At 67.5% G+C, this 22,192-nt stretch carries 16 protein-coding genes; 5 read left to right on the top strand and 11 right to left on the bottom strand.

Annotated features, from left to right (window positions below):
• Nucleotides 1–136 precede the first annotated feature (136 nt).
• From G9272_RS34005 to G9272_RS33990, 4 genes are read right to left on the bottom strand one after another with little or no spacing between them, the layout of a single operon-like run.
• Complete coding sequence (locus G9272_RS34005) at nucleotides 137–1,645, bottom strand: GH39 family glycosyl hydrolase (protein ID WP_171400054.1); 1,509 nt, start codon at nucleotides 1,643–1,645, stop codon at nucleotides 137–139.
• Nucleotides 1,642–3,297, bottom strand: a complete 1,656-nt coding sequence (locus G9272_RS34000) for an ABC transporter substrate-binding protein (RefSeq protein WP_171400053.1) — start codon at nucleotides 3,295–3,297, stop codon at nucleotides 1,642–1,644. Before G9272_RS34000 ends, G9272_RS34005 begins: the two co-directional genes overlap by 4 nt.
• 33 nt (nucleotides 3,298–3,330) lie before the next feature.
• A complete protein-coding gene (locus G9272_RS33995) occupies nucleotides 3,331–4,203 on the bottom strand; it encodes a carbohydrate ABC transporter permease (RefSeq protein ID WP_171400052.1) in 873 nt (290 codons plus the stop codon).
• A 38-nt stretch (nucleotides 4,204–4,241) separates the two neighbouring features.
• Nucleotides 4,242–5,234 (bottom strand): ABC transporter permease, encoded by a 993-nt coding sequence (locus G9272_RS33990; protein ID WP_171400051.1) that lies wholly within the window; start codon nucleotides 5,232–5,234, stop codon nucleotides 4,242–4,244.
• Nucleotides 5,235–5,505: 271 nt separating this feature from the next.
• Between G9272_RS33990 and G9272_RS33985 the strand changes: the two genes are divergently transcribed.
• The gene (locus G9272_RS33985) at nucleotides 5,506–6,498 is read left to right on the top strand and encodes an acetylxylan esterase (protein ID WP_171400050.1); all 993 of its coding nucleotides are present in this window, start codon (nucleotides 5,506–5,508) and stop codon (nucleotides 6,496–6,498) included.
• A gap of 347 nt (nucleotides 6,499–6,845) precedes the next feature.
• On the opposite strand, the gene G9272_RS33980 is transcribed toward G9272_RS33985, so the two are convergent.
• From G9272_RS33980 to G9272_RS33950, 7 genes are all read right to left on the bottom strand, one after another.
• Nucleotides 6,846–7,910, bottom strand: a complete 1,065-nt coding sequence (locus tag G9272_RS33980) for a lytic polysaccharide monooxygenase auxiliary activity family 9 protein (RefSeq protein ID WP_171400049.1) — start codon at nucleotides 7,908–7,910, stop codon at nucleotides 6,846–6,848.
• Nucleotides 7,911–8,149: 239 nt separating this feature from the next.
• Complete coding sequence (locus tag G9272_RS33975; protein ID WP_253268036.1) at nucleotides 8,150–9,400, bottom strand: DUF3500 domain-containing protein; 1,251 nt, start codon at nucleotides 9,398–9,400, stop codon at nucleotides 8,150–8,152.
• Nucleotides 9,401–9,895: 495 nt separating this feature from the next.
• On the bottom strand, nucleotides 9,896–11,323 hold the full coding sequence (locus tag G9272_RS33970; RefSeq protein ID WP_253268035.1) for a HAMP domain-containing sensor histidine kinase: 1,428 nt from the start codon (nucleotides 11,321–11,323) through the stop codon (nucleotides 9,896–9,898).
• Between the two features lie 215 nt (nucleotides 11,324–11,538).
• Nucleotides 11,539–12,264 (bottom strand): response regulator transcription factor, encoded by a 726-nt coding sequence (locus G9272_RS33965; RefSeq protein WP_171400047.1) that lies wholly within the window; start codon nucleotides 12,262–12,264, stop codon nucleotides 11,539–11,541.
• 365 nt (nucleotides 12,265–12,629) lie between these two features.
• Nucleotides 12,630–15,344: an aconitate hydratase AcnA gene (acnA, locus tag G9272_RS33960; RefSeq protein WP_171400046.1), complete on the bottom strand. Its 2,715-nt coding sequence runs from the start codon at nucleotides 15,342–15,344 to the stop codon at nucleotides 12,630–12,632.
• A 149-nt stretch (nucleotides 15,345–15,493) separates the two neighbouring features.
• A complete protein-coding gene (locus tag G9272_RS33955; RefSeq protein WP_253268034.1) occupies nucleotides 15,494–16,069 on the bottom strand; it encodes a hypothetical protein in 576 nt (191 codons plus the stop codon).
• Between the two features lie 158 nt (nucleotides 16,070–16,227).
• A complete protein-coding gene (locus G9272_RS33950) occupies nucleotides 16,228–16,827 on the bottom strand; it encodes a TetR/AcrR family transcriptional regulator (protein WP_171400045.1) in 600 nt (199 codons plus the stop codon).
• 170 nt (nucleotides 16,828–16,997) lie between these two features.
• Here G9272_RS33950 and G9272_RS33945 point away from each other — a divergent pair, with 170 nt between their 5' ends.
• The 4 genes from G9272_RS33945 (at nucleotide 16,998) to G9272_RS33930 (ending at nucleotide 21,987) form a co-directional block, all read left to right on the top strand.
• The gene (locus tag G9272_RS33945) at nucleotides 16,998–17,846 is read left to right on the top strand and encodes a class I SAM-dependent methyltransferase (RefSeq protein WP_437184330.1); all 849 of its coding nucleotides are present in this window, start codon (nucleotides 16,998–17,000) and stop codon (nucleotides 17,844–17,846) included.
• 100 nt (nucleotides 17,847–17,946) lie between these two features.
• The gene (locus G9272_RS33940) at nucleotides 17,947–18,147 is read left to right on the top strand and encodes a DUF4236 domain-containing protein (protein ID WP_082412957.1); all 201 of its coding nucleotides are present in this window, start codon (nucleotides 17,947–17,949) and stop codon (nucleotides 18,145–18,147) included.
• A gap of 64 nt (nucleotides 18,148–18,211) precedes the next feature.
• On the top strand, nucleotides 18,212–19,741 hold the full coding sequence (locus G9272_RS33935; RefSeq protein WP_171400044.1) for a UDP-N-acetylglucosamine 1-carboxyvinyltransferase: 1,530 nt from the start codon (nucleotides 18,212–18,214) through the stop codon (nucleotides 19,739–19,741).
• Nucleotides 19,742–20,685: 944 nt separating this feature from the next.
• Complete coding sequence (locus G9272_RS33930; RefSeq protein ID WP_253268033.1) at nucleotides 20,686–21,987, top strand: hypothetical protein; 1,302 nt, start codon at nucleotides 20,686–20,688, stop codon at nucleotides 21,985–21,987.
• Nucleotides 21,988–22,192: the final 205 nt, after the last annotated feature.

The following is a 22,192-nucleotide window of genomic DNA, read 5'->3' as shown; positions in this document are numbered from 1 at the left end:
GGGCGGCCCTGCCGCGGAGTGGTAGGCGGCGGGGCGGGAAACCGGTATCGACCTCGTTCACACGGCCGCGCATGAGGCGGTCTTTCCTCCGGGTGACCGGCGGGCGAGGAAAGCGGTATCGAAGCGCTTACTGCGCTCATGCCACCGCCTCGCCGAGCAGCCGTCGTTCGTCCCACCAGGGAGGGGCTTCGTCGGTGACCGGGGTGAGTTCGACGAGGGTGATCTCGTGGCGGGACAGGGTGAGGTCGAGTTCGGCGCGGCCCTCCCTCGTGGGCAGCCGCCGGTGGCTGCGGGCGGGCTCGGCGGCCTCGTGCAGGATGTCCAGCTGCCCGGGCTTCGGTGAGCGCGGGCTGCCCATGTGCCGCCAGGCGGTGTAGGCGTTTCCGTGCTCCTCGTCGACGGTGGACCGGCGGACGAAGACCTCGCGCGCCACAACCGGGAGGGACAGCCGCAGCAGATGCCGGTCGGGGCCGGGGCTCTCGCCGGTCGGGTCGACGGGCGCCCAGGCCAGGACCGTGATCCGGCCGTCGGGGTGGCGGGTGACCAGGTGGTCGTCGCCGCGCGCGAGCAGGTCGGGGCCCATCCGCGCCATGAACGTGTACAGGTGGTACGTCGGTTTCCTGATCTGCCGGTGGGTGAGCAGCCCGAACCCACCGTGGAAGAGGGCGGTGGGGACACCGATTTCCTCGAACATGTCGCTGAACGTCCAGTACGAGAAGGAGTCGGCGAGGTCGCCGCCGTGTGCGAGGACCGGGGCCAGGTAAGCGGCATGGAAAGCGGTGTCGTGGATCGGGTTGTCAGGACGGTAGGAGGAGTTGAACTCCGTGATGTGTACCGGTAGTTCTGCCAGCCGGGTGCCCTTGAGGAGTGCGCGGGGTGTGGCGAACTGGTCGAGCAGGCCGGATGCCGGGGCCAGGGTCTGGTGGACGCCGAACGGCACGTGTTGCGCGGGGCCGGAGGTGTAGGCGTGCTTCGACACGAAGTCGACGGGCACGTCCCGATGCTCGGCGAACTCGGCGAACCGCTCCAGCCAGTCGTCGGCGCCCGGGGAGATCGCCGGGCCCCCGACCTGGAGGCCGGCGTCCACCTCCTTCACCGTGTGCGCGGTGACCTCGTACAGGCGGTGATACGCCTTTTCGTCCGCGTCCTGCCAGAAGTCGGGCAGGTTCGGCTCGTTCCACACCTCGATCGGCCAGGTGCGAACCTCGTCGAGGCCGTAGCGGTCGACGAGGTGAGCGAGGGTGGAGCGCACCAGGTCGGCCCACTCGCGGTGGGAGCGGGGCGGGGTGACATTGCCCTGCCACCAGAAGACGGTCCGGCTTCCGGAGGCCAGTTCGGCGGGCATGAAGCCGAGCTCGAGAAAGGGGCGGATGCCGGCCGTCAGAAGGGCGTCGACGACCTGGTCGACGTAGGTGAAGGAGTGGTGGGTGCGGCGGGTTCCCTCATGGTCGTACGGGCGGTACACGCCCATGCCGTCACTGAGCAGGCCGTGGCCGCGGATGTGACGGAAACCGATTTCGCGCTGGATCAGAGCCAGGGAGTCCTGGTAGTCGCGACGCAGGGCGAGTTCGATCCGTCCGGTGCCCACACAGAAACGCCAGGCGTCGGAGAGTCGACCTGTCGGCTCGGCGGGAACGGTGCTCACCCGTTCTCCTTCTTGAAGCGTTCACGCGCCTTGTTGTGCAGGCCGACGAGCTGATCCATGTTCTTGGCCTTCAACTCGGTGACGTAGTCGTCCCATTCGGACAACGGGCGCTTGCCCATGACGAACTTGAGCGTGTTCTGGGTGACGTGGTCCCTCAGGGGCGTGTCCCACAGCGACGCCTGTTCCTGCTCCACGGACTGCAACGGGTGGGCCGGGCCGATCGGCAATTGCTCGCGTTGGGCCATCGCGTCCTGGAACTTCTTCTCGTCCGGGCTGAAGGAAGAGGAGACCAGCGCCCAGCTGCCGCCGTACGTGAAGACACCGTTGAAGAAGCCGTAGTCCTTTTGCAGGTCCTTCGGGGCATCCGGATCCGAGCCCATGAGGGTGATGCCCGGCTCCAGCTTGTACTGGTCGCCGGCCCGGGTGTAGGTGACGTCCTGGACACCCCACTTGGCGAACCGCTGGCCCTCGTCCGAGTACCACAGCCAGTCGACGAACTGCATCATCGCGACGAAGGTGTCGCTCTTGAGCGCCTTACTGGAGACCATGACACCGTTTTCCAACCGGGCGCCGCCCAGCACCACCGGACCGGCCGGACCGAGCGGCACCGGCACCATCTCGATCTTCGCTCCGCTCACCTGTTTCTCCAGGTTGTAGCGGTAGTTCTGGACCAGCTCCTGCGGATTGGCGCTGATCGCGAAGGATTTCTCGCCCAGCAGCTTCTGCACGGCGTCGTCGTCCGTCTGGGTGAAACTCTCCGGGTCCATCAGCTTCTCGGCGACCAGTTTCCTCAGGTACTCGATCACCTGGCGGTAGCCGTCCGTGGCGCCGGTGAAGACGAACTCCCCGGCCTTCGCGTCGAAACTGATGTTGTCGTAGGTCCAGCCCGCCCTCACGCCGTACGCCTGGCCGAGGTAGCTGAGCAACGCGGCTGCCGGGAAAGGGGTGTTGGTGCTCCAGCGATCGGTGAACGGGTAGCGATCGGGGTACTCGGCCTTGATCGCCTTGAAGACGTCGTACACCTCGTCCCAGGTGGTGGGCAGTCTCAGGCCGAGCCTGTCGAGGACGTCCGTGCGCAGGGACAGCGAGTAGCCGGACTTGACCTTCTCGTGCAGGCCGGGAAGAAGGTAGTACTTGCCGTCGGACTGCCTGATGGAGTCGAGTTCCGGTTCCAGCTTCCATTTTCTGACCTTGTCCTGGAAGTTGGGCATGAGGTGCACGTACTCACTGACCGGCAGGATCGCGCCCGAGGAGACGAAGGCGACCTCCGACGGGTGATACGTCTTGGGAATCAGGAACGGGGCGTCGCCCGCGCCGATGAGGACGCTGCGCTTCTTCTCGTAATCGCTCAGCGGGACGGCAACGGGTTTCAGCGTGATACCGGTGCGCTTGGTGAGTTCCTTCCAGAACAGCCAGCTGTCCTTCAACGGGTAGACCGGGTTGTTGTTGTGCAGGACCGAGAAGGAAAGCGGCTTCGACGCCTTGAACTGCTGGCCCGCGCGGTACTCCTTCATCGCACCGTTCTGTTTCTTGGAGAGGTCCTTGGAGTCCCCTCCGTCGTCGCCGCTGCCGCACCCGGTGAGGGTGGCGAGGCCGATGAAGCCTGCGGCGGTGAGGATCTGACGTCGGGACAGCTGACCGGCGTTCTTCACGGATACTCCCTTGTTCCGTAAGAGGGACGGCTCTCAGCCCTTGACCGCGCCGAGCATCACGCCCGAGACGAAATAGCGCTGGACGAACGGGTAGACACAGAGGATGGGCAGCGATGTCAGCACGATCGTGACCGCCTGGATGTTGGCCCCCACCTGACTGAGCTGCTCCGTACCGGCGCCCGCGTTGCCTCCCGTGGTGGCGCCTGAGATGAGGTTGCGCAGATAGACGGTGGCCGGCATGAGTTCGGTCCGGTCCATGTAGAGGTATGCGGAGAACCAGGAGTTCCAGAAGGACACCGAGTAGAAGAGCAGCATCGTCGCGATGACCGCCTTGGACAGCGGCAGCACGACCCTGAGCAGAATGCCGTAGGTGCTCAGACCGTCGATCTCCGCGGCCTCCTCCAGTTCGGTCGGCAGGCTCTCGAAGAATGCCTTCATCACCAGCAGGTTGAAGACGCTGATCGCGTTGGGCAGCGCGATCGCCCAGACGGAGTTCTTCAGGCCGAGGCTGGTGACCAGGACGTAGTTCGGGATCAGCCCGCCGGTGAAGAACATGGTGAAGACGGCGACTCCGACGAGAACGCCCCGCCCCTTGAGATTCCTCTTCGACAGGACATAGGCGTAACAGGTCGTCAGAACCATGGCGACGACGGTGGAGACAACCGTGTAGAGCACGGTGTTTCCGTAGTTGCGCCAGAACATCGAGTCCTGGAAAACGATTCTGTACGTGGTGAGGTTGAACCCCTCGGGCCACAGGGTCACCTCACCGGCGCGGATCTGGCGTTCACCGCTGAACGACCGGGCGATGATGTTGACGAAGGGATAGAGGGTCACCAGCACGACAAGGGTGAGGATCACGCCGTTGACGCCCTGGAAGACGCGGTAGCCACGCGTCGGCTGGTTCACGGAGGTGCGAGGACGCGGAGCACGGGACGTCAGGAGGCTCACCACAGGCTCGTCCCCACCGTGCGGCGCGACAGCTGGTTCGCGCCGGTGACCAGCACCAGACCGATGATCGCTTCGAACAGACCGATCGCGGCGGCGTAGCTGAAACTGTTGGACTCGACGCCGGCCCGGTAGAGGTAGGTCGAGACCACGTCGGCCGTCGGGTAGGTCAGCGGGTTGTAGAGCAGCAGGACCTTCTCGAAGCCGACCGCCAGGAACGTGCCGATGTTCAGGATCAGCAGCGTGATCATGGTGGGGCGGATACCGGGCAGGGTGACATGCCAGATCTGCCGCCAGCGGCTCGCACCGTCGATCCGGGCGGCCTCATAGAGGTCCTCGTCGATCGTGGTGAGCGCGGCGAGGTAGAGAATCGTGCCCCATCCCGCGGTCTGCCAGATCTCCGAGCCGACGTAGATCGTGCGGAACCAGCCGGGTTCCTGGATGAACCGGACCGGATCGTGGCCGAACCAGTCGAGCACATGGTTGACCGGGCCGTCCGTGGCCAGCATCTGCATGGTGATGCCCGCGACGATCACGATCGACAGGAAGTGCGGAAGGTACGAAACCGATTGCACGAACCGTTTCAGCGAGCGTCGGCGCACCTCGTTGAGCAGCAGTGCCAGGACGATCGGGATGGGGAAACAGAACACGAGCGTCAGTCCGCCGAGCCACAGGGTGTTGCGGAAGACCTGCCAGAAGGTGGGGTCGGTCAGGAACATCCGCACATAGCGCAGCCCCACCCACTGCTCCCCCAGGATCGAACCGCCCGGTTCGAAGCGGCGGAACGCGATCACGTTGCCGATCATCGGCAGGTAACGGAAGACCAGGAAGAACAGCAGCGGCAGCACGGCCAGCGAGTACAGCTGCCAGTCCCGGCGCAGCGCCCGCCGCCAGCCGCGGCGCGCGGCGACCGGATGCGCGGGACCGTGCCGGGTCTTGGGCGGCGGGTCCTGGGTTCCTGGGGGTGGGGCCGATGTGGTGGAGGTGCTCATGCTCGGGCCTCCCGGGGCGTTCTTCGAAACGCTCGATTCGCAGCGCGTGATCTCGAAACTTTCGTGCCCTTACCGGTAACTCTGCGGCAACGTAAGGGCTCACGGAAAGCGCTGTCAATGGGTGCTGCACCGCGGACTGGTGGGACGGCGCATGGCGTTGGATTCCGTCACCGGCGGGGTAGAACCGGGAAGTTGAGTGCTACCGTCCACCGCAAATTTCTGGCTGACCTACGCAACGATCGATCGCCCACAACCCCTGCGAGGTGCCCCCGTGCCCGCGTTCGACCTGCCGCTGCCGGAGCTGGAACGACACCGCCCCGAGCCCGACGAGCCCGACGACTTCGACGCGTTCTGGAGGGCCACCCTGAAGGAGGCCGGGCAGCCGGCCCCGCTCGTGTCGGTGCACCCCGTCGACAACGGTCTCCGCCTCACGAACACCTGGGACGTGACGTTCCGGGGCTTCGCGGGGGATCCGGTGCGCGCCTGGTTCAGCCTGCCGGCGGGCGCTCGGGAACCGCTTCCGGTGGTTGTCGAATACGTCGGCTACGGACGTGGCCGCGGTCTCCCCCACGAGCGCCTGACCTGGGTGAACGCCGGTTATGCCCACCTACTGATGGACAACCGCGGCCAGGGCGACCAGTACGGCAACGGGGGCGCCACCCCCGACCCGCACGCCACCGCGCCTGGCGGCCCGGGTCCGGCCGTTCGCGGCCTTCGCTCCCCGCATGACTACCACTACCGCCGTCTGATCACGGACGCGGTACGAGCGGTGACGGCGGCTCGGGCGCTACCCGGCGTCGACTCCGCCCGCACGGTCGCCGTCGGCAACAGCCAGGGCGGCGGACTCGCCCTCGCTGTCGCGGGCCTGCTCCCCGATCTGGCCGCCGTCCTGGTCACGGCCCCGCTCCTGTGCGGGATCCGGCGCGCCCTGGACCTCACCGACACAGGTCCGTACGGCGAGATCGCCACCTACCTCTCCGTCCACCGCGGAATCGAAGAAACCGCATACCGCACGCTCTCCTACGTGGAAGGTGTCTCCTTCGCCCGCCGCGCCCAGGCCCCCGCCCACTTCGGCACCGGCCTGCGCGACACGGTCTGCCCGCCGAGCGGGGCGTACGCCGCGTTCAACCGGTACGGGGAGCTGAGCGGTGGCGCCGATCCCCGGAGGGAGATGTACGCGTATCCGTTCAACGGGCACGAGGGCGGCGAGGGAGAGCAGGTGGCACGCCAACTCCACTGGCTGGCATCGACGTTGACCGGCTGAGGTCCACATCACGTGACCACCGCCCGCGAGGGCCGGGGGCTGTGCAGGACGCCGGAATGCCGGCGCCCCTGCGGAGTGGTGCTCTACGAGTGTCGGACCGAGGCGATCACGCATCTCCCCCGCGGCGAGAAATGTACGCGGGTACCTGGGCGACGGCCGGCGCTTCCCGGCCAACCCGTATCCAACTCGGTTGGCTCCTACACGCGTTGACCCGGTAGGGTCGTCCACGCGACGTTGAGACAACGTTGTCGCACCGCGATCCCTGCCCGTGGCACCGTCCGGGCGGGGACTCCCCGGACCGCCCCTCTCCCCCCCCTTGGGGCAGGCCCGCCCTGAGCTGCTCTTGCTCAGCCGACCCTGCATGGAAGGCTCGTGGCGCTGTCGCCGCCCGAACCGGAGACGACGTATCCGAACGTCGTACTCTGGCCCGGACTCAACGAGCCGTTCCAGTCGGCGTTGTGGACCATCACCGCCTGCCCGTTGTACGTCGCGTTGCCGCTCCACAGACTGGCCACCGACTGGCCGCTGGGCAGCGTCCAGTCGACCATCCAGCCGAGCATCGGAACGTCGCCGGAGTTGGTGACGGTCACCTCGGACTGGTAGCCGCCCGTCCAGCTGTTGGTGGTCCGCCGAGTGGCGGTGCAGGTACCGGGAACGGGCTCGGTCGGGTTGCCCGGTTCATGGATGCCGGTTACCTCGCCGTTTCCGCCGTCGAAGACGACGTCGGAGCAGGAGTAGAAGGTCTCGGCACTGTCCGAGCGCTGCCAGACCATGTAGATGATGTGCCGGCCGGACTTGTTCGCCGGGAGTTGGCCGGTCCAGGAGTAGTTGGCCTCGACCGTGCCCGGACTGCCGTTGAGCGGCGGGTGGTCGACGGAGAGGAAGGGCTGGCTCTCCATCGCGTCCCAGGTGAGGGTCTGGGTCGGGTCGAAGCCGTCCTTTGTGACATAGACGTAGAACCAACCCGGGTGTGCCGCCCAGGCGTTGTAGGAGAAGTCGACGCTCGCGCCCGAGGTGAGATGGGTGAGCGGCCAGTCGCTGCGGGCCGCGTTGAAACCGGTGAAGTTGGCGTTGCCGCCGCTGCACAACTGGCCGTCCGGCACGAAGCCGCGGGTGCGGCCTGCCCCGTCGGAACGCAGCACCGAGAACCAGTTGTAGAACGGCGTGGTACCGCTTACCTGCTGCGCGTTCTTGCAGGCGGGGTTGATCGGCTTGATCTCACCGGTGTCGGTGAGCCCGTCCTGCCAGCACAGGAAAGTGCGACTGCCGGGTTTCATGGGGGTGCCGTGAGCCTCGGCCTTGCCGCCGGTCGTGACGATCAGGCCCAGGGCGGGGACGGTGGCCAGCAGGGCGAGGAGGACGAGGAGGAGGGCCCGGGTGCGTAACCTTGGCCTCGAGTCTGACGTGATCATGACAGATTGCATGGCAAATGAGTCCGCCTTCCGTGTACGGACCGTGCGTGCATGGGGTGCACTGCGGATGCGGGTGTGGGGGCGTGAAGTGGGAGCCTCCCGGACCCGAGCCCGACAGGTTCCGGTCCGCCGGACGCGAGCAGATATGGGAGCGCTCCCACTTCACCTGTGGCGGAAGGTAGCGCCGTACGGCCCACTTGTAAACGGGCACGTACGGCGCTCCTGCGAAACGTCGGCTGTCAGTGGTGGTGCGGCGACGTCTCGAGGTGCCGGCGCAGAAGCTCCTTGCCGTAGTCGTTGCCGTTGGGTGTGCGGACCACACAGTGCAGATGCTGCTGAGTCGGGGCCCCGCCGTTGGTCTCGCCGTAGAGCGAGCCGAACGCGAACGGCGACTGGCAGTCGACCTCGATCCAGATGACCGGGCTCTGGATACGGCAGTAGAAAGCGGATTCGGCGGCCGTACCCCCCATCCAGGCGAAGTAGGTCTCGGCGAGATGTTTCCTGATCTCGGCCATCTGGACCTTGGCGACGTCGTCCTTGGCCTTGCCCACGAAACGGTCGATCAGCGTGAACAGCAGCTTGCGCTGGGCGGCGGTGAGGCGGGTGGCGAGGATGCCCTTGTACTCGACGACCGCGTTGTCGGTGAAGGCGCCGGCGGTGATCTCGTCGTTGTCCTTCTCGGACTTGAGGATCGCCGTCGACTGCTGGGTGGAGTCGAGGGAGTTGACGACCGCGAGCGCCGCCTCGATCTCCTCCTGCATCACCTCGGTCTTCGTGCCGTCGATCTCCATCGAGGTCGGCTCACAACCCCAGAAACACGGGCTCATGACCACCTGGTCGCCGAGGACGAAGTAGTTGACGACCAGGTGGTGGCCGTCGAACTGGAAACCCCAGGGCTCGGTGGCGGAGGGCGTGCCCATGATCGTCCAGTAGTACGCCTCGGCGTACTGCGTGCTGTTGATGGCTTCGCAGGCAGCCTTGTTGATCTTCCGGGTGAGCTGGGTGGTTTCCAGTCCCTGGGCACTGAGCGCGGCCTTCAGCAGAGCCTCGCCGAGGGCGTTCTTCTCGTCGGAGAGATCCGCGATGGAAACACCCTGGCGGGAGTAGGCGTCCGTGTTGCTCCACAGCCGCCACTCGGTCGAGTGGATGGCGAACTGCGCGTCGGATTTCTCGCTGTCGCTCAGCCCGGCGAGGAAGGCCTGGGCAGCGGCGGTCACCGGCGCGGTGGCGACCTTCTGCGAGTGGATCGTGTACAGGTCCTCGATCCGCTTGCCGTCCGTGGTGAGACCGAAGAACTCCTCCGTGATGCCCTCCGTCGGCATGGCCCCGCCGGCCCCACCGCCCGGCCCGCCGCCGGCCCCACCGCTCGGGGAGGCGGAGGCGGTGGCGTCCACCGAGCCGGTGGCATCGTCGGCCATCGCGGCCCAGGCTCCGGCCCCGCCCATGGTCGCCACGGCGGTGGCGCCGCTGGCGAGGAAAACCTTGCGCATGAAGTTTCGGCGGCCGGCGTGAGAGCGTCGACCGGTTTCGGGCTGCGGTTGCGCCTGCGGTTCCGGTTCCCCGGTGGTGGAATCGGTCATCTCGGCTGGCTCCCTTCGTCGTTGGCACGTCCGTGGCGGAGTGCCGGGCCGGGGACGACTTTGGGTGCGAAAACTGAGGGAAAACTGAAGAGGCGGCTTCTGGATCACGTGGACTCGACGGCTCGTCGGGCAGGTTGCCGACTGGAACATGGCAGGCCGGCGCTTCGCCCGTGTTCCTGATGCGACCCGCTGCGGTGGCCCGACGGGACGTTCGATGGGGCCGATGTCGTCGCATCAGCATCGTCGTGGACAGCGGTTTCCTGGCGTCTGATCGGTACCTGCCGGAGCAAGCGGATCGAGGCGGCCGAGTGGAACGGCTCGGCTGTGCGCGGTGATCGGGCTGAGTGAAGTCCCAGCGTGGTGCGGCGGGGCTCGCCGGCTCGGGCACCTCGGCGGCGCGTCAGCTCATCGCACCGACACCCGTGGACTCCAGGTCAGCGTGTCCGCGCCGGTATCCCCCGTGAGCGGCAGCTCCACCGTGAACTCCGTGCGGCCCGGTTCGCTGTGCACGTCGATGTGACCGCCATGGGCCGCCGTGATCGCCGCGACGATGGCGAGGCCGAGGCCGGCGCCGCTGCCGGCGGTGGCACGGGCCCGGGAGGCGTCGGCGCGGGTGAAGCGTTCGAAGACCGTCGGGAGGAGGTCGGGCGGGATGCCTGGGCCGTCGTCCCGGACGCGCACCGCGCACATCCCCCGTCCTGCCTCCACCACGGCCACGACACTCGTGCCAACGGGTGTGTGCACACGTGCGTTGGCCAACAGGTTGGCGACCACCTGGTGGAGGCGTGCCTCGTCGCCGAGGACCAGGGGCGCCTCGTCGAGGCACAGCTCCAGTTGCCAGTCGTGGCCGCTGCCCGCGGCCCGGGCGTCCCACACCGCCTCGGCGACGAGCGCCGCGAGGTCCACCTCGGCAGATTGCAGCGGTCTGCCCTCGTCCAGCCGGGCGAGCAGCAGCAGGTCCTCCACCAGGCCCGTCATCCGCGCCGACTCGGCCGTCACCCGGCGCCAGGCCAGTCCCGGTTCGATGCGGTCCGTTCCCCGGTTCATCAGCTCCGCGTATCCGGCGATGGAGGCGAGAGGGGTGCGCAGTTCGTGGCTGGCGTCGGCCAGGAAGCGGCGCATGCGTTCCTCGCTGCGGCGCATCCGCTCCTCGCTGCGCTGGCGTTCGGCGAGCGAGGACTCCACATGGTCGATCATGCGATTCAGGGCGGCGCCCACCTGACCTGCCTCGCTGCCGGGGTCGGTGTCCCGTTCGGGAACCCGGGTGAGACCGGTTACCTCCCCGCGGCAGAGCGGGGCGTGCGAGACCTCGACGGCGGTGGCGGCGACCCTGCCGAGGGGACGCAGCTGACGTCGGATGACCACCGCGCAGACACAGCCGGCCACCGTCAGGCCCGCCGCGGCGACGACCGCCTCCACGACCACCAGGCCGCCGATCATGTCCTGGACGTCGTCCATCGGGAGTCCGGTGAGAACGCGTACACCGTTGTTGCCGAGCGCGGTGAAGCGGTAGGTGCCCAGGCCGGGGACCGTCCTGGTGTGCAGACCGCCGTCGGCCTCGATGCCTTTCAGGGACGCGATCTGGGTTGCCGACAGGTTCTGCGGCGGAGCGTCCTGGCCCACCGTCGCCGCCGCGAGGACGGTGCCGTCCGCGCCCAGACGGGCGGCGAGCATCCCGGCCGGATGGCCGCTCTCGTTGAGAAAGGTGAGGTCCTGCGTCAGGTCCGGGTGGAGGGAGGCACCGCCCAGGCTGCGTTCCGCGGCGTTGGTGACCCGGTCGTCCAGGTTGCCCAGCAGGTAGGCACGCTGGGCGAAAACGGTGGTGAGTGCCATCACCGCGCACACGGCGACGAGTACGACGCTGATGAAGACCAGGAGACGGGTGCGCAGGGAACCACCCCGCGGACGGGCATCCGCCCTACGGAAATCCCACCGTCGGACACCCCCAGGACGGACATACCCAGGGCCGGCATCGGCTGGACGGACGTCGGCCGGACGGGCATCCCTCGAACCGGCACCCTGCGGGCGGACGTTACTCGGACGAGTCCTCATCTTCCGTCCTCCACCGGCCTGATGGCGTATCCCAGCCCGCGCACGGTGTGGATCATGGGTGGGCGGCCACGGTCGAGCTTGCGGCGCAGGCTCGAGATGTACACCTCGACAAGGTTTCCGCCGCCGTCGAAGGTGCTGGTCCAGACGTGGTCGAGGATCTGTGTCTTGCTCAGGACCTGCCGCGGGTGCTCCATCAGCAGGCTGAGCAGTTCGAACTCCTTGGCGGTCAGGGTGATCCGCGAACCGTCCCGGTGCACCTCACGGGACTCGCCGGTCAGCACCAGGTCGCCGAGGACGCGTACGGAGTCGTCGGTGCGGGTCCGTTCGGCACCGGACCGGCGCAGCAGCCCGCGCAGGCGCAGCACGACCTCCTCCAGTGAGAACGGTTTCGTGACGTAGTCGTCGGCCCCGTTCGCCAACCCGTCGATGCGGAACTCCAGGGCGTCGCGGGCGGTGAGCATGAGGATGGGCAGCTCGGGGTTCTCGTAGCGCAGACGGCGCAGCACCTGGATGCCGTCGAGGTCGGGCAGCATGCCGTCGAGGACGACGGCGTGCGGGGCGCAGCCGCGCGCGATCCTGAGCGCGCTGTGTCCGTCGGCGGCCGGGTAGGGGCGCCAGCCCGCCTCGGTGACGGCCACGGAGAGCACTTCGGTGAGCGCGGGCTCGTCGTCGACGATCAGAACGCGGACCCGTCCGCTTCGGGTACCGGAGATGCCAGCCATGTCCTGATCCTGTCCCGGTTGACTGAGGGAACCCTGTGTTCCGACTGAGCCGAAGCCGTGCGAACCGGGGTTCTTTCCCTCTGTGCCGATCCGTGGCGGCGCACGGCTTTCGGTCCCAGGCCCCGGGCAGGCCTGCCGAGGGCCTGCCCGGGGGCTGCCGACTGCCCGCCGACCGCCGCGGCCCAAAGGGGCATCGGCACTGGTCGGCCACGAGGTCCGGCGTCCGGGCGGCACGGCGGAGGGCCGCACCCCCGCCGACGGGGATGCGGCCCTCCATTGCCTTGCCGTACTGCTTGCCGAACCGCTGCTCGATCGGTTGCGGAACCGCTTGCCGGGATCGGTTGCGGAACCGCTTGCCCGATCGGTTACTTGCGGATCAGGCTGCGCAGCACGTACTGAAGGATGCCGCCGTTGCGGTAGTAGTCCGCCTCACCGGGGGTGTCGATGCGGACGACCGCGTCGAACTCCACACCGGTGTCTGTGGTGACCTTGACCGTAGCGGGGGTGGTGCCGTCGTTCAGCTCGGTGATGCCGGCGATGGAGAAGGCCTCCTCGCCGGTCAGGCCGAGGGTCTCGGCGGACTGGCCCGCCGGGTACTGAAGCGGGATGACACCCATGCCGATGAGGTTGGAGCGGTGGATGCGCTCGTAGGACTCGGCGATGACGGCCTTGACGCCGAGCAGCGCGGTGCCCTTGGCCGCCCAGTCGCGGGACGAACCGGAGCCGTACTCCTTGCCGGCCAGGATGACCAGCGGGATGCCCTGCTCGATGTAGTTGCGCGAGGCGTCGTAGATGAACGACACCGGCGCGTCGGCCTGGGTGAAGTCGCGGGTGTAACCGCCTTCCGTCCCCGGCGCGACCTGGTTGCGCAGGCGGATGTTGGCGAAGGTGCCGCGGATCATGACCTCGTGGTTGCCTCGGCGCGAGCCGTAGGAGTTGAAGTCACGCCGCTCGATGCCGTGCTCGGTGAGGTACTTGCCCGCCGGGGTGTCGGCCTTGATCGCGCCGGCCGGGGAGATGTGGTCGGTGGTGACCGAGTCGCCCAGCTTGGCCAGGACGCGCGCGTCGGCGATGTCGGAGACCGGGGTGGTCTCCATCGTCATGCCCTCGAAGTAGGGGGGCTTACGGACGTAGGTCGACTCGGCGTCCCACTCGAAGGTGTTGCCGGTCGGGATCGGCAGCGCCTGCCACTGGGCGTCGCCCGCGAAGACGTCCTGGTAGGACTTGTTGAACATGTCCTCGCCGATGGCGTTCGCCACGACGTCGTTGACCTCGGCCTCGGAGGGCCAGATGTCGGCCAGGAAGACCGGCTTGCCCTCCTGGTCGACGCCGAGGGCGTCGCGCGTGATGTCCACCTTCATGGAGCCCGCGAGGGCGTACGCGACGACCAGCGGCGGGGAGGCCAGGTAGTTCATCTTGACGTCGGGGTTGATCCGGCCCTCGAAGTTCCGGTTGCCGGAGAGGACCGAGGTGACGGCGAGGTCGTGGTCGTTGACCGCCTTGGAGACCTCCTCCGGCAGCGGGCCGGAGTTGCCGATGCAGGTGGTGCAGCCGTAGCCGACGAGGTTGAAGCCGACCTTGTCGAGGTACGGGGTGAGACCCGCCTTGTCGAAGTAATCGGTTACGACCTTCGAACCCGGGGCGAGCGTGGTCTTGACCCACGGCTTGCGGGTCAGGCCCTTCTCCACGGCCTTCTTCGCGACGAGCGCGGCGGCGACCATGACGTACGGGTTGGAGGTGTTGGTGCAGGAAGTGATGGCTGCGACCGTCACCGCACCGTGGTCGATCTCGTACGTCGAGCCGTCGGGGGCGGTCACGGTGACCGGGTTCGACGGGACGCCGTTGGAGGCGGCCGGGGAGTCGGAGGCCGGGAAGGACTCCTTGCCCGCCTCGTCGTCGTCGGCGACGTAGTTGCGGACGTCGCTCTTGAACTGCTCGGCGGCGTTCGCGAGGACGATGCGGTCCTGCGGGCGCTTCGGGCCGGCGATGGACGGGACGACCGTGGAGAGGTCCAGCTCGAGCTTCTCGGAGAAGTCCGGCTCGGCCTTCGGGTCCAGCCAGAGGCCCTGCTGCTTGGCGTACGCCTCGACGAGCGCGACCTGCTGCTCGGAGCGGCCGGTGAGCTTGAGGTACTTCAGCGTCTCGTCGTCGATCGGGAAGATCGCGGCGGTGGAGCCGAACTCCGGCGACATGTTGCCGATGGTGGCGCGGTTCGCGAGGGAGGTGGCGGCGACGCCCTCGCCGTAGAACTCGACGAACTTGCCGACGACGCCGTGCTTGCGGAGCATCTCGGTGATGGTCAGCACGAGGTCGGTGGCGGTGGTGCCGGGGGTGAGCTCGCCGGTGAGCTTGAAGCCCACGACGCGCGGGATCAGCATCGAAACCGGTTGTCCGAGCATCGCGGCCTCGGCCTCGATGCCGCCGACGCCCCAGCCGAGGACGCCGAGGCCGTTGACCATGGTGGTGTGCGAGTCGGTGCCGACCAGGGTGTCGGGGTAGGCCTGGCCGTTACGCACCATAACCGTGCGAGCGAGGTGCTCGATGTTCACCTGGTGGACGATGCCGGTGCCCGGCGGGACGACCTTGAACTCGTCGAACGCGGTCTGGCCCCAGCGCAGGAACTGGTAGCGCTCCTTGTTGCGGCCGTACTCCAGCTCGACGTTCTGGGCGAAGGCGTCGTTGGTGCCGAACTTGTCGGCGATGACGGAGTGGTCGATGACCAGCTCGGCCGGGGCCAGCGGGTTGATCTTCGCCGGGTCGCCGCCGAGCTCCTTGACGGCCTCACGCATGGTGGCGAGGTCGACGACACAGGGCACGCCGGTGAAGTCCTGCATGATCACGCGGGCCGGCGTGAACTGGATCTCCTGCGACGGCTGGGCCTGGGAGTCCCAGTTGCCGAGCGCAAGGATGTGGTCGGCGGTGATGTTCGCGCCGTCCTCGGTACGGAGCAGGTTCTCCAGCAGCACCTTCAGGCTGTACGGAAGGCGAGCCGAGCCTTCCACCTTGTCCAGCCGGAAGATCTCGTACGACTCGTCGCCCACCTGCAGCGTGCTGCGGGCGTCGAAGCTGTTCGCCGACACGACAGTCTCCTTCATTGATGTGCGCTTACCACCGCATCCTGCCGCCACGCAGACTTGGCCGATCCGCTAAGGTCAGGCTAAGTTAGGTAACCCTTACCAGGGTGGCGACTGCGGGGCGCCTCGGCAGATATCTCGATGTCGAGATAACTCTAGTACATGGGGGCTGAATGGTCATGCCCGGGCTCGCTGTCCGCTCCCGGTGAAAGCCGGATTCCGTACTCGGCCAGCCAGGCCGACAGCTCCCGCCGGGAGGCGCTGACGAGTATGCCGCCGGTGAAGCGCACGTCGTCCGTGACCTCGGCCACGCACTGCGCGGGCGGCACGAAGGCCAGCGCCTCTTCGTCGCCGGAGAACTCCGCCTCCGCAAGAACCAGGCCCGTCAGAGGACCGACGAAGACGTCGACACCCAGGGGCGGCACACTGAACCGCGTCTTGGACAGCACCGCCGCCGGCAGCGAGGCGAGCAGGTCGTACTCGGCCTGCGACAGATACGTGTTCGTGATCAGTCCCTGGACGGCACCCGGCCGGTTCGCGGGCACCTTCTGGGTGAGCTTGAGCTCCCGAGAACCGGTGTCCGGGCGTTCGATCCGTCTGAGCCGCAACCGCGTTCCCTCCAGATACCGGTCCCGGATCAGCCGGGTAACCGTTATCGACGAAGGTGCCGGAGGAGCGGCCAGCAGAAACCGTCTCTCCCGCTCGATCCGCGCGTACTCCTGCTCCCTCACGGAAACAGTTTCCAACCCGGTCGACCGATCCGGCCCGTCCCGGCCGCAAAGGATCCGAACCGTCCCCCCGGAGGGCAGGTCTCACCAGAATGCGCACGGTGATCATCTGGGCCCGACTCGGCCTGATCGAAGGCCCATCGGTCTACTCACCTCGCCCCTCAGCCCGCACGCACCACCCCGCCCACCACCGCCGTCACGACCTTCGTGACCTCCGCCTCCTCTGGCGGCTCGGTGTTTCCGGCGCTCGCGAAGAGCAGGTGGGCCGCGCCGATCAGGGTGGGGGCGAGGGTGTCGACGTCGGCGTCCGGCGCGATGCGGCCGTGGGCCTGCTCGGCGGTGAGGTAGGCGGCGGTCACGGCCGCCGCCTCCGTGAGGAGCGGGACGCCCTTCGAGCCGGCGGCGCGCAGGCGGGAGCGCAGCTCGTCGCGGGAGATGACGAGGGCGACGATCGCCACGGCGACCGAGCCGAACAGGTCGGTCAGGGTGGCGGTGAGGTTGGCGACGACCGTGCCGGTCCCGGCGGACTCGCGCAGCCCCTGCGCCCGGAACCGGAGCCCGCCGATGCGGTCGAGGACGAGCTCGGCGAGGAACGCGTCGAAGTCGGCGAAGTGACGATGCAGGACGCCTTTGGCGCAACCCGCCTCGATGGTGACCGCCCGGCTGGTCAGTGCGGTCACCCCGTCCCGCGACAGGACGCGCTCGGCGGCATCGAACAGCTGCTCGCGGACATCGCGGATGGCCACTCCGGTCGGCGCCATGAGTCGTGGCCTCCCCTTTCGATTGCTCAGTCGGTCAGTTGCTCGAATCGGTCTGCTGGTCGAGTATCTGCTGCTCAAGCGGACTGCTATTCAAGCGGTTTGTTACTCAAGCGGTTACTCAGCCGCCTCGCCCCATTGGCGAGTGGGCATGCGCCCACTAGAGTGGGCGCATGCCCACTTTACCGCCGCCCTTCGGCGCCCAACCCCACGCCCAACCAAACGCCCAACCCCACGCGCACCGGCAGATGGCCGAGTCCTTCGGTGTCGACGCCGGACGCTACGACCGGACCCGTCCCCGATATCCCGCCCCCCTGATCGACCGGATCGTGGCCGGCCGGTCCGGGCCCGACCCCCTGAGTGTCCTCGACGTCGGCTGCGGCACCGGGATCGTCGCCCGGCAACTCCAGGCGGCCGGTTGCCGGGTGCTCGGGGTCGAGCCGGACGAGCGAATGGCCGAGAAGGCTCGCGCCCACGGAGTGGAGGCCGAGGTCTCGACGTTCGAGTCGTGGGAGCCCGCGGGCCGCGCCTTCGATGCCGTCGTCGCCGGCCAGGCCTGGCACTGGATCGATCCGGTCGCGGGGGCCGCGAAGGCCGGGCGGACACTGCGAGCGGGCGGACGGCTCGCCGCGTTCTGGAACGTGCCCCGACTCCCCGACGATCTGACGACGGCACTGGCCGGCGCCTACCGGCGGGTGGCACCCGACTCGCCGATCGACGTCGGGGCCATGCGGCGCGGCGCGGACGGATATCGGGCGCCTGCCACGAAGGCCGCCGACGCGATCCGGGAGACGGGCAAGTTCGGCGAGCCGGAGCAGTGGCGGTTCGACTGGGAGTGGACCTACACCCGGGACGCCTGGCTGGACCAGATGCGCACCCACGGCATCCTCACCCGACTTCCGGCCGACCGGGTGGCGGAGGTGCTGGCCGAAGTCGGGGCCGCGATCGACGCGAGGGGCGGCGGCTTCACCGCACCGTACGCGACGGTGGTGGTGACGGCGGTGCGGGGCGTCGACGGCTGAACGAGCCTCCGGGTGAGGGGCATTGGAAGCGCACCGGTCATGGGCCCGCCGAGTCGGGGTAGACGCGTGCGGACGGACACTTCGCGACGAAGGAGACTCGATGCCCCTCACCTTCCGCAAGAGTTTCCGCATCCTCCCCGGGGTGCGGCTGAACATCAATCGGCATTCCTGGTCGATCACGACCGGCGGCGGCAAGCACGGACCGCGTCACACGCACAGCAGCACCGGACGTCGTACGACATCGGTTGATTTGCCCGGACCTTTCGGGTGGCGTCGTACGCGTAAGGACAGGCACCATTGACGGGACGTCACCCGAACGGACCCCCCAAGAGGTGCCATCTCATATTTGAGATAACCTCAACCCCATGGCAGACGACTACCTCGTACGCATCGGCAAGCTCATCCGTGACGCCCGGCAGCACCGGGGCTGGACACAGGCGCAGCTGGCCGAGGCGCTCGCAACCAGCCAGAGTGCCGTCAACCGCATCGAGCGAGGCAACCAAAACATCAGCCTTGAGATGATCGCTCGAATCGGTGAAGCACTGGACAGTGAAATCGTCTCTCTGGGCTATGCGGGACCGATGCACCTGCGGGTCGTGGGTGGCCGTCGGTTGTCCGGCGCGATCGACGTGAAGACCAGCAAGAACGCTTGCGTGGCCCTGCTGTGCGCCTCACTGCTCAACCAGGGGCGCACGGTGCTGCGCCGGGTCGCCCGGATCGAGGAGGTCTACCGTCTCCTCGAGGTCCTGAACTCCATCGGCGTACGGACCCGTTGGATCAACGACGGTGTCGACCTGGAGATCGTGCCGCCGGCCGAGCTGAACATGGCCGCGATCGACGCCGAGGCCGCCGTACGCACCCGTTCCATCATCATGTTCCTCGGTCCGCTGCTGCACCGTATGAACCACTTCAAGCTGCCGTACGCCGGTGGCTGCGACCTCGGTACGCGGACCATCGAGCCGCACATGATCGCGCTGCGCCGGTTCGGGCTGGAGGTCGCGGCGACGGAGGGGCAGTATCACGCCATCGTCGACCGTGCCGTCCACCCGGACCGGCCGATCGTACTGACCGAGCGCGGGGACACGGTTACCGAAAACGCTCTGCTGGCGGCCGCCCGGTACGACGGCGTAACCGTTATCCGCAACGCCTCTTCCAACTACATGGTCCAGGACCTGTGTTTCTTCCTGGAGGCGCTCGGGGTGCGGGTCGAGGGCATCGGCAGCACCACGCTCACGGTGCACGGCGTGCCGGACATCAACGTCGACGTCGACTACTCGCCCTCCGAGGACCCGGTCGAGGCGATGAGCCTGCTGGCCGCCGCCGTCGTCACCGAGTCGGAGCTGACGGTGCGCCGGGTGCCCATCGAGTTCCTGGAGATCGAGCTGGCGGTCCTGGAGGAGATGGGGCTCGACCACGACCGTACGCCGGAGTACCCGGCCGACAACGGCCGCACCCGTCTGATCGACCTCACGGTCCGGCCCTCCAAGCTGGAGGCGCCGATCGACAAGATCCACCCGATGCCGTTCCCCGGGCTGAACATCGACAACGTCCCCTTCTTCGCGGCCATCGCGGCCGTCGCGCAGGGCAAGACCCTCATCCACGACTGGGTCTACGACAACCGCGCGATCTATCTGACGGACCTGAACCGGCTCGGCGCCCGGCTTCAACTCCTCGACCCGCACCGGGTGTTGGTCGAAGGCCCGACGCGCTGGCGGGCCGCCGAGATGATGTGCCCGCCGGCCCTGCGGCCCGCGGTGGTCGTGCTGCTGGCGATGATGGCGGCGGAGGGTACGTCGGTGCTGCGCAACGTGTACGTCATCAACCGCGGTTACGAGGACCTGGCCGAGCGGCTGAACTCCGTCGGGGCGCAGATCGAGATCTTCCGGGACATCTGATCGGTAGGAGTGTCGTGCCCCTAGGAGATGAGGGGCACGACACTCCTAAATGCCTGCTGACCTGCTGTTACACACTTGCGGGACCCTCCATTGATCATCGCTGTTTTTCATCACCTTGTGCAACGTGCGTGCAAGATGATCTTAAATTGGTGACGAGGCGTCAGAGATATCTGAGCGCCCGTCAGCCTTCACGGAGAGTGCTCGCCACAGGGGCCTCGCAATGTCCGCACCGACGGTGCCACTGGCGTTCCTGAGATTCGGAGTTCAGTCCTCTCCGCGCACGCGCATCAAGCGCACTACACCGCTACGGCCAGTTCCAGCCCGAACCTCCACGCGCACCGGCGCTCCTTCGATCATCCGGCTGACCCCCACGTCCGGGTCGGCGACCTGAAGGACACCAGCGCGGACATGTCCGTCAAGTACAAGGAGACGGCGCGGGGCGGGCGGTGAACATCATCGAGTGCTGAGCGGGCTGGCTCTGAGCAGCGCGTTCTTGTCTTTCAGTACTGTCGGGGCCTTTCCTGGTTACTCGGCGGAATGTCCCCGAAAAGGCTCTGGGACAGACTTGAAAGTCCCCAGAATGTCCCCGAACCGACGACGGCTCCGAGGCTTGGGAGCAGAGCGTTTGGGGGCGCTTCCTCACCCCTCGCGCTCCCCGTCCGCCTCCCAGCGCGGAACGCGCCCCACTCTGGCCGCCTGGTTCCACGGTTTCGACGACGTGACCGCCTCCCTCGTGATCGCCAGATCGAGGGCCATGACGCCGATCCGATCGGGCGCCGGGTGAAATCTTTTGCGTCCGGCGTTTCAAACCGCTGTACCTAGGGGATCGAGAGTGCTGTAAGCTTCTACAGCACTCTCGACTTAGGGGGTACAGCACTATGCATCGCCTACAGCCCGTCGGGAACGGCCTGCACACCGACCACCCCGTACCGGGTCTGCCATTCGTGGACGACGCCCACATCCCCATCGAAGATCCCGCCGCAGTAGAGGCCATCGGCCGTCACGAAGATGGCGGCACCTGGGGCCGATGGGACAGGGACGGAACCGCAGAAGGTGCATGGCTGGCATTCACTACCGATCCGATCCGCCATGACCTGGCCTGGGTCGTCCGCCACCATCCCGAGCACGGCCGCACGGTGCTCGTGATCCGTGACAAGGACGCCTCCCCTTGGCACAGCAACTGGTGGGGCCCGCAGCTCCTGTTCCGCCAGGGCGGTTATTGGTGGGACGGAACCAGTTGGTACCGGCCCGAGCAGGTCTGGGACGCCGCCAGCGAGCACTATGACCGGCGCTTGGTCAAAGCCGCCACCACCATCACCGCCGACGACCTCCTCGACGACAACGCTCATCCCGACGGAGGGCGCCTCCTGAAGGTGGCCAATCTCGATCTCGAAGCCCCTCTCCCCGACCAGTGGAACGACCACCTGGCCTTGTGGGCCTCGCGACGTCCCGGTGACGCTCTACCGCTGTCCCGGTGCGTTGTTCGTGTATCCGCTCCCGAGCTCGCCGCAGATCAGCTCATCGGGGTGCCCGAGATGGCCGAGATCGGCGGCATCGCTGCTTCTACCCTGCGCGCCTACATCTCCCGCGGTGAAAGCGACGTTCCTCCGCCTCAGGCCACCGTCAACGGCCGTAACCTCTGGTCCCGCCCTGTGGCCGGCGACTGGGCTGAACAACGCCAGCGTTCACCCGAAAGTGTCGCCGCCACACTCAGCTCCGGTGACGAAACGGGTCTGCCCGTGGGTGCCTCTGAGTTGCGTCAGCGATTGGCCCGTCGGTTTCTCGGCGTCCTGTGGGAGCGGCCCGACTGGCGCAAGCGTTGGGCCCTGCGCCACCGCACCCAAGCTTCCGTTCAAGAGGTCGCCGATGAGCTCGCTTGGAGTGTCGCCGCAGACACCGCCAGCATCATCGATCCCTACGATCTGGCCGCCACCCTCCGACACGCCATCCTCGACGAGTTCGCCTACGGCTTGGAAGTGCACAGAGCCACCGGCGGTACTGATTCGCCCTTCTACGGCATCGCAACACCTGTGGCGAAGACGCTGGACTGGCTTATCGGGCATCATCCACAAGCCGCCCACCACATCATTGGCGAGATCATCGGAGATGCCGAGCGTCGGCTGGACATCCCACGTGACGTCAGCGCCGATTCCATCCGCACAGCCCTCGGCTTGGATAGCCGGCTGCCTCGCCAGGTTCGGCTGGACTTCCTTGAGCGAGTGCTCCCCCCGAAGCCTGGTCACTGACACCGACGTTGGCTTCACGGCTGCGATATCCGTGTCCCAGCAAACCGCGAGGACGCTGACGGGGAAGCCGACAGCACGGTCTCCGCGGATGCCCGGCCCGGTGCGGCGGCCGATTTACGACCATTGCCGTGCCTGCTCCATCCCTCGTTGTCAGTAGTCGTCGCTACCGTAGTTCTCACGGCCTTTCACAATGAAAAGGTGGTAC

Source organism: Streptomyces asoensis (assembly GCF_013085465.1).
Lineage (GTDB): Bacteria > Actinomycetota > Actinomycetes > Streptomycetales > Streptomycetaceae > Streptomyces > Streptomyces cacaoi_A.
This window is presented reverse-complemented; position numbering and strand designations above follow the sequence as displayed.

Coding starts and splice junctions, on each gene's coding strand:
- G9272_RS33940 (WP_082412957.1), top strand. CDS start 17,947: ATGCCCCTCACCTTCCGCAAGAGTTTCCGCATCCTCCCCGGGGTGCGG.
- G9272_RS33965 (WP_171400047.1), bottom strand. CDS start 12,264: ATGGCTGGCATCTCCGGTACCCGAAGCGGACGGGTCCGCGTTCTGATC.
- G9272_RS33970 (WP_253268035.1), bottom strand. CDS start 11,323: ATGGCACTCACCACCGTTTTCGCCCAGCGTGCCTACCTGCTGGGCAAC.
- G9272_RS33975 (WP_253268036.1), bottom strand. CDS start 9,400: ATGCGCAAGGTTTTCCTCGCCAGCGGCGCCACCGCCGTGGCGACCATG.
- G9272_RS33980 (WP_171400049.1), bottom strand. CDS start 7,910: ATGATCACGTCAGACTCGAGGCCAAGGTTACGCACCCGGGCCCTCCTC.
- G9272_RS33935 (WP_171400044.1), top strand. CDS start 18,212: ATGGCAGACGACTACCTCGTACGCATCGGCAAGCTCATCCGTGACGCC.
- G9272_RS33945 (WP_437184330.1), top strand. CDS start 16,998: ATGCCCACTTTACCGCCGCCCTTCGGCGCCCAACCCCACGCCCAACCA.
- G9272_RS33990 (WP_171400051.1), bottom strand. CDS start 5,234: ATGAGCACCTCCACCACATCGGCCCCACCCCCAGGAACCCAGGACCCG.
- G9272_RS33950 (WP_171400045.1), bottom strand. CDS start 16,827: ATGGCGCCGACCGGAGTGGCCATCCGCGATGTCCGCGAGCAGCTGTTC.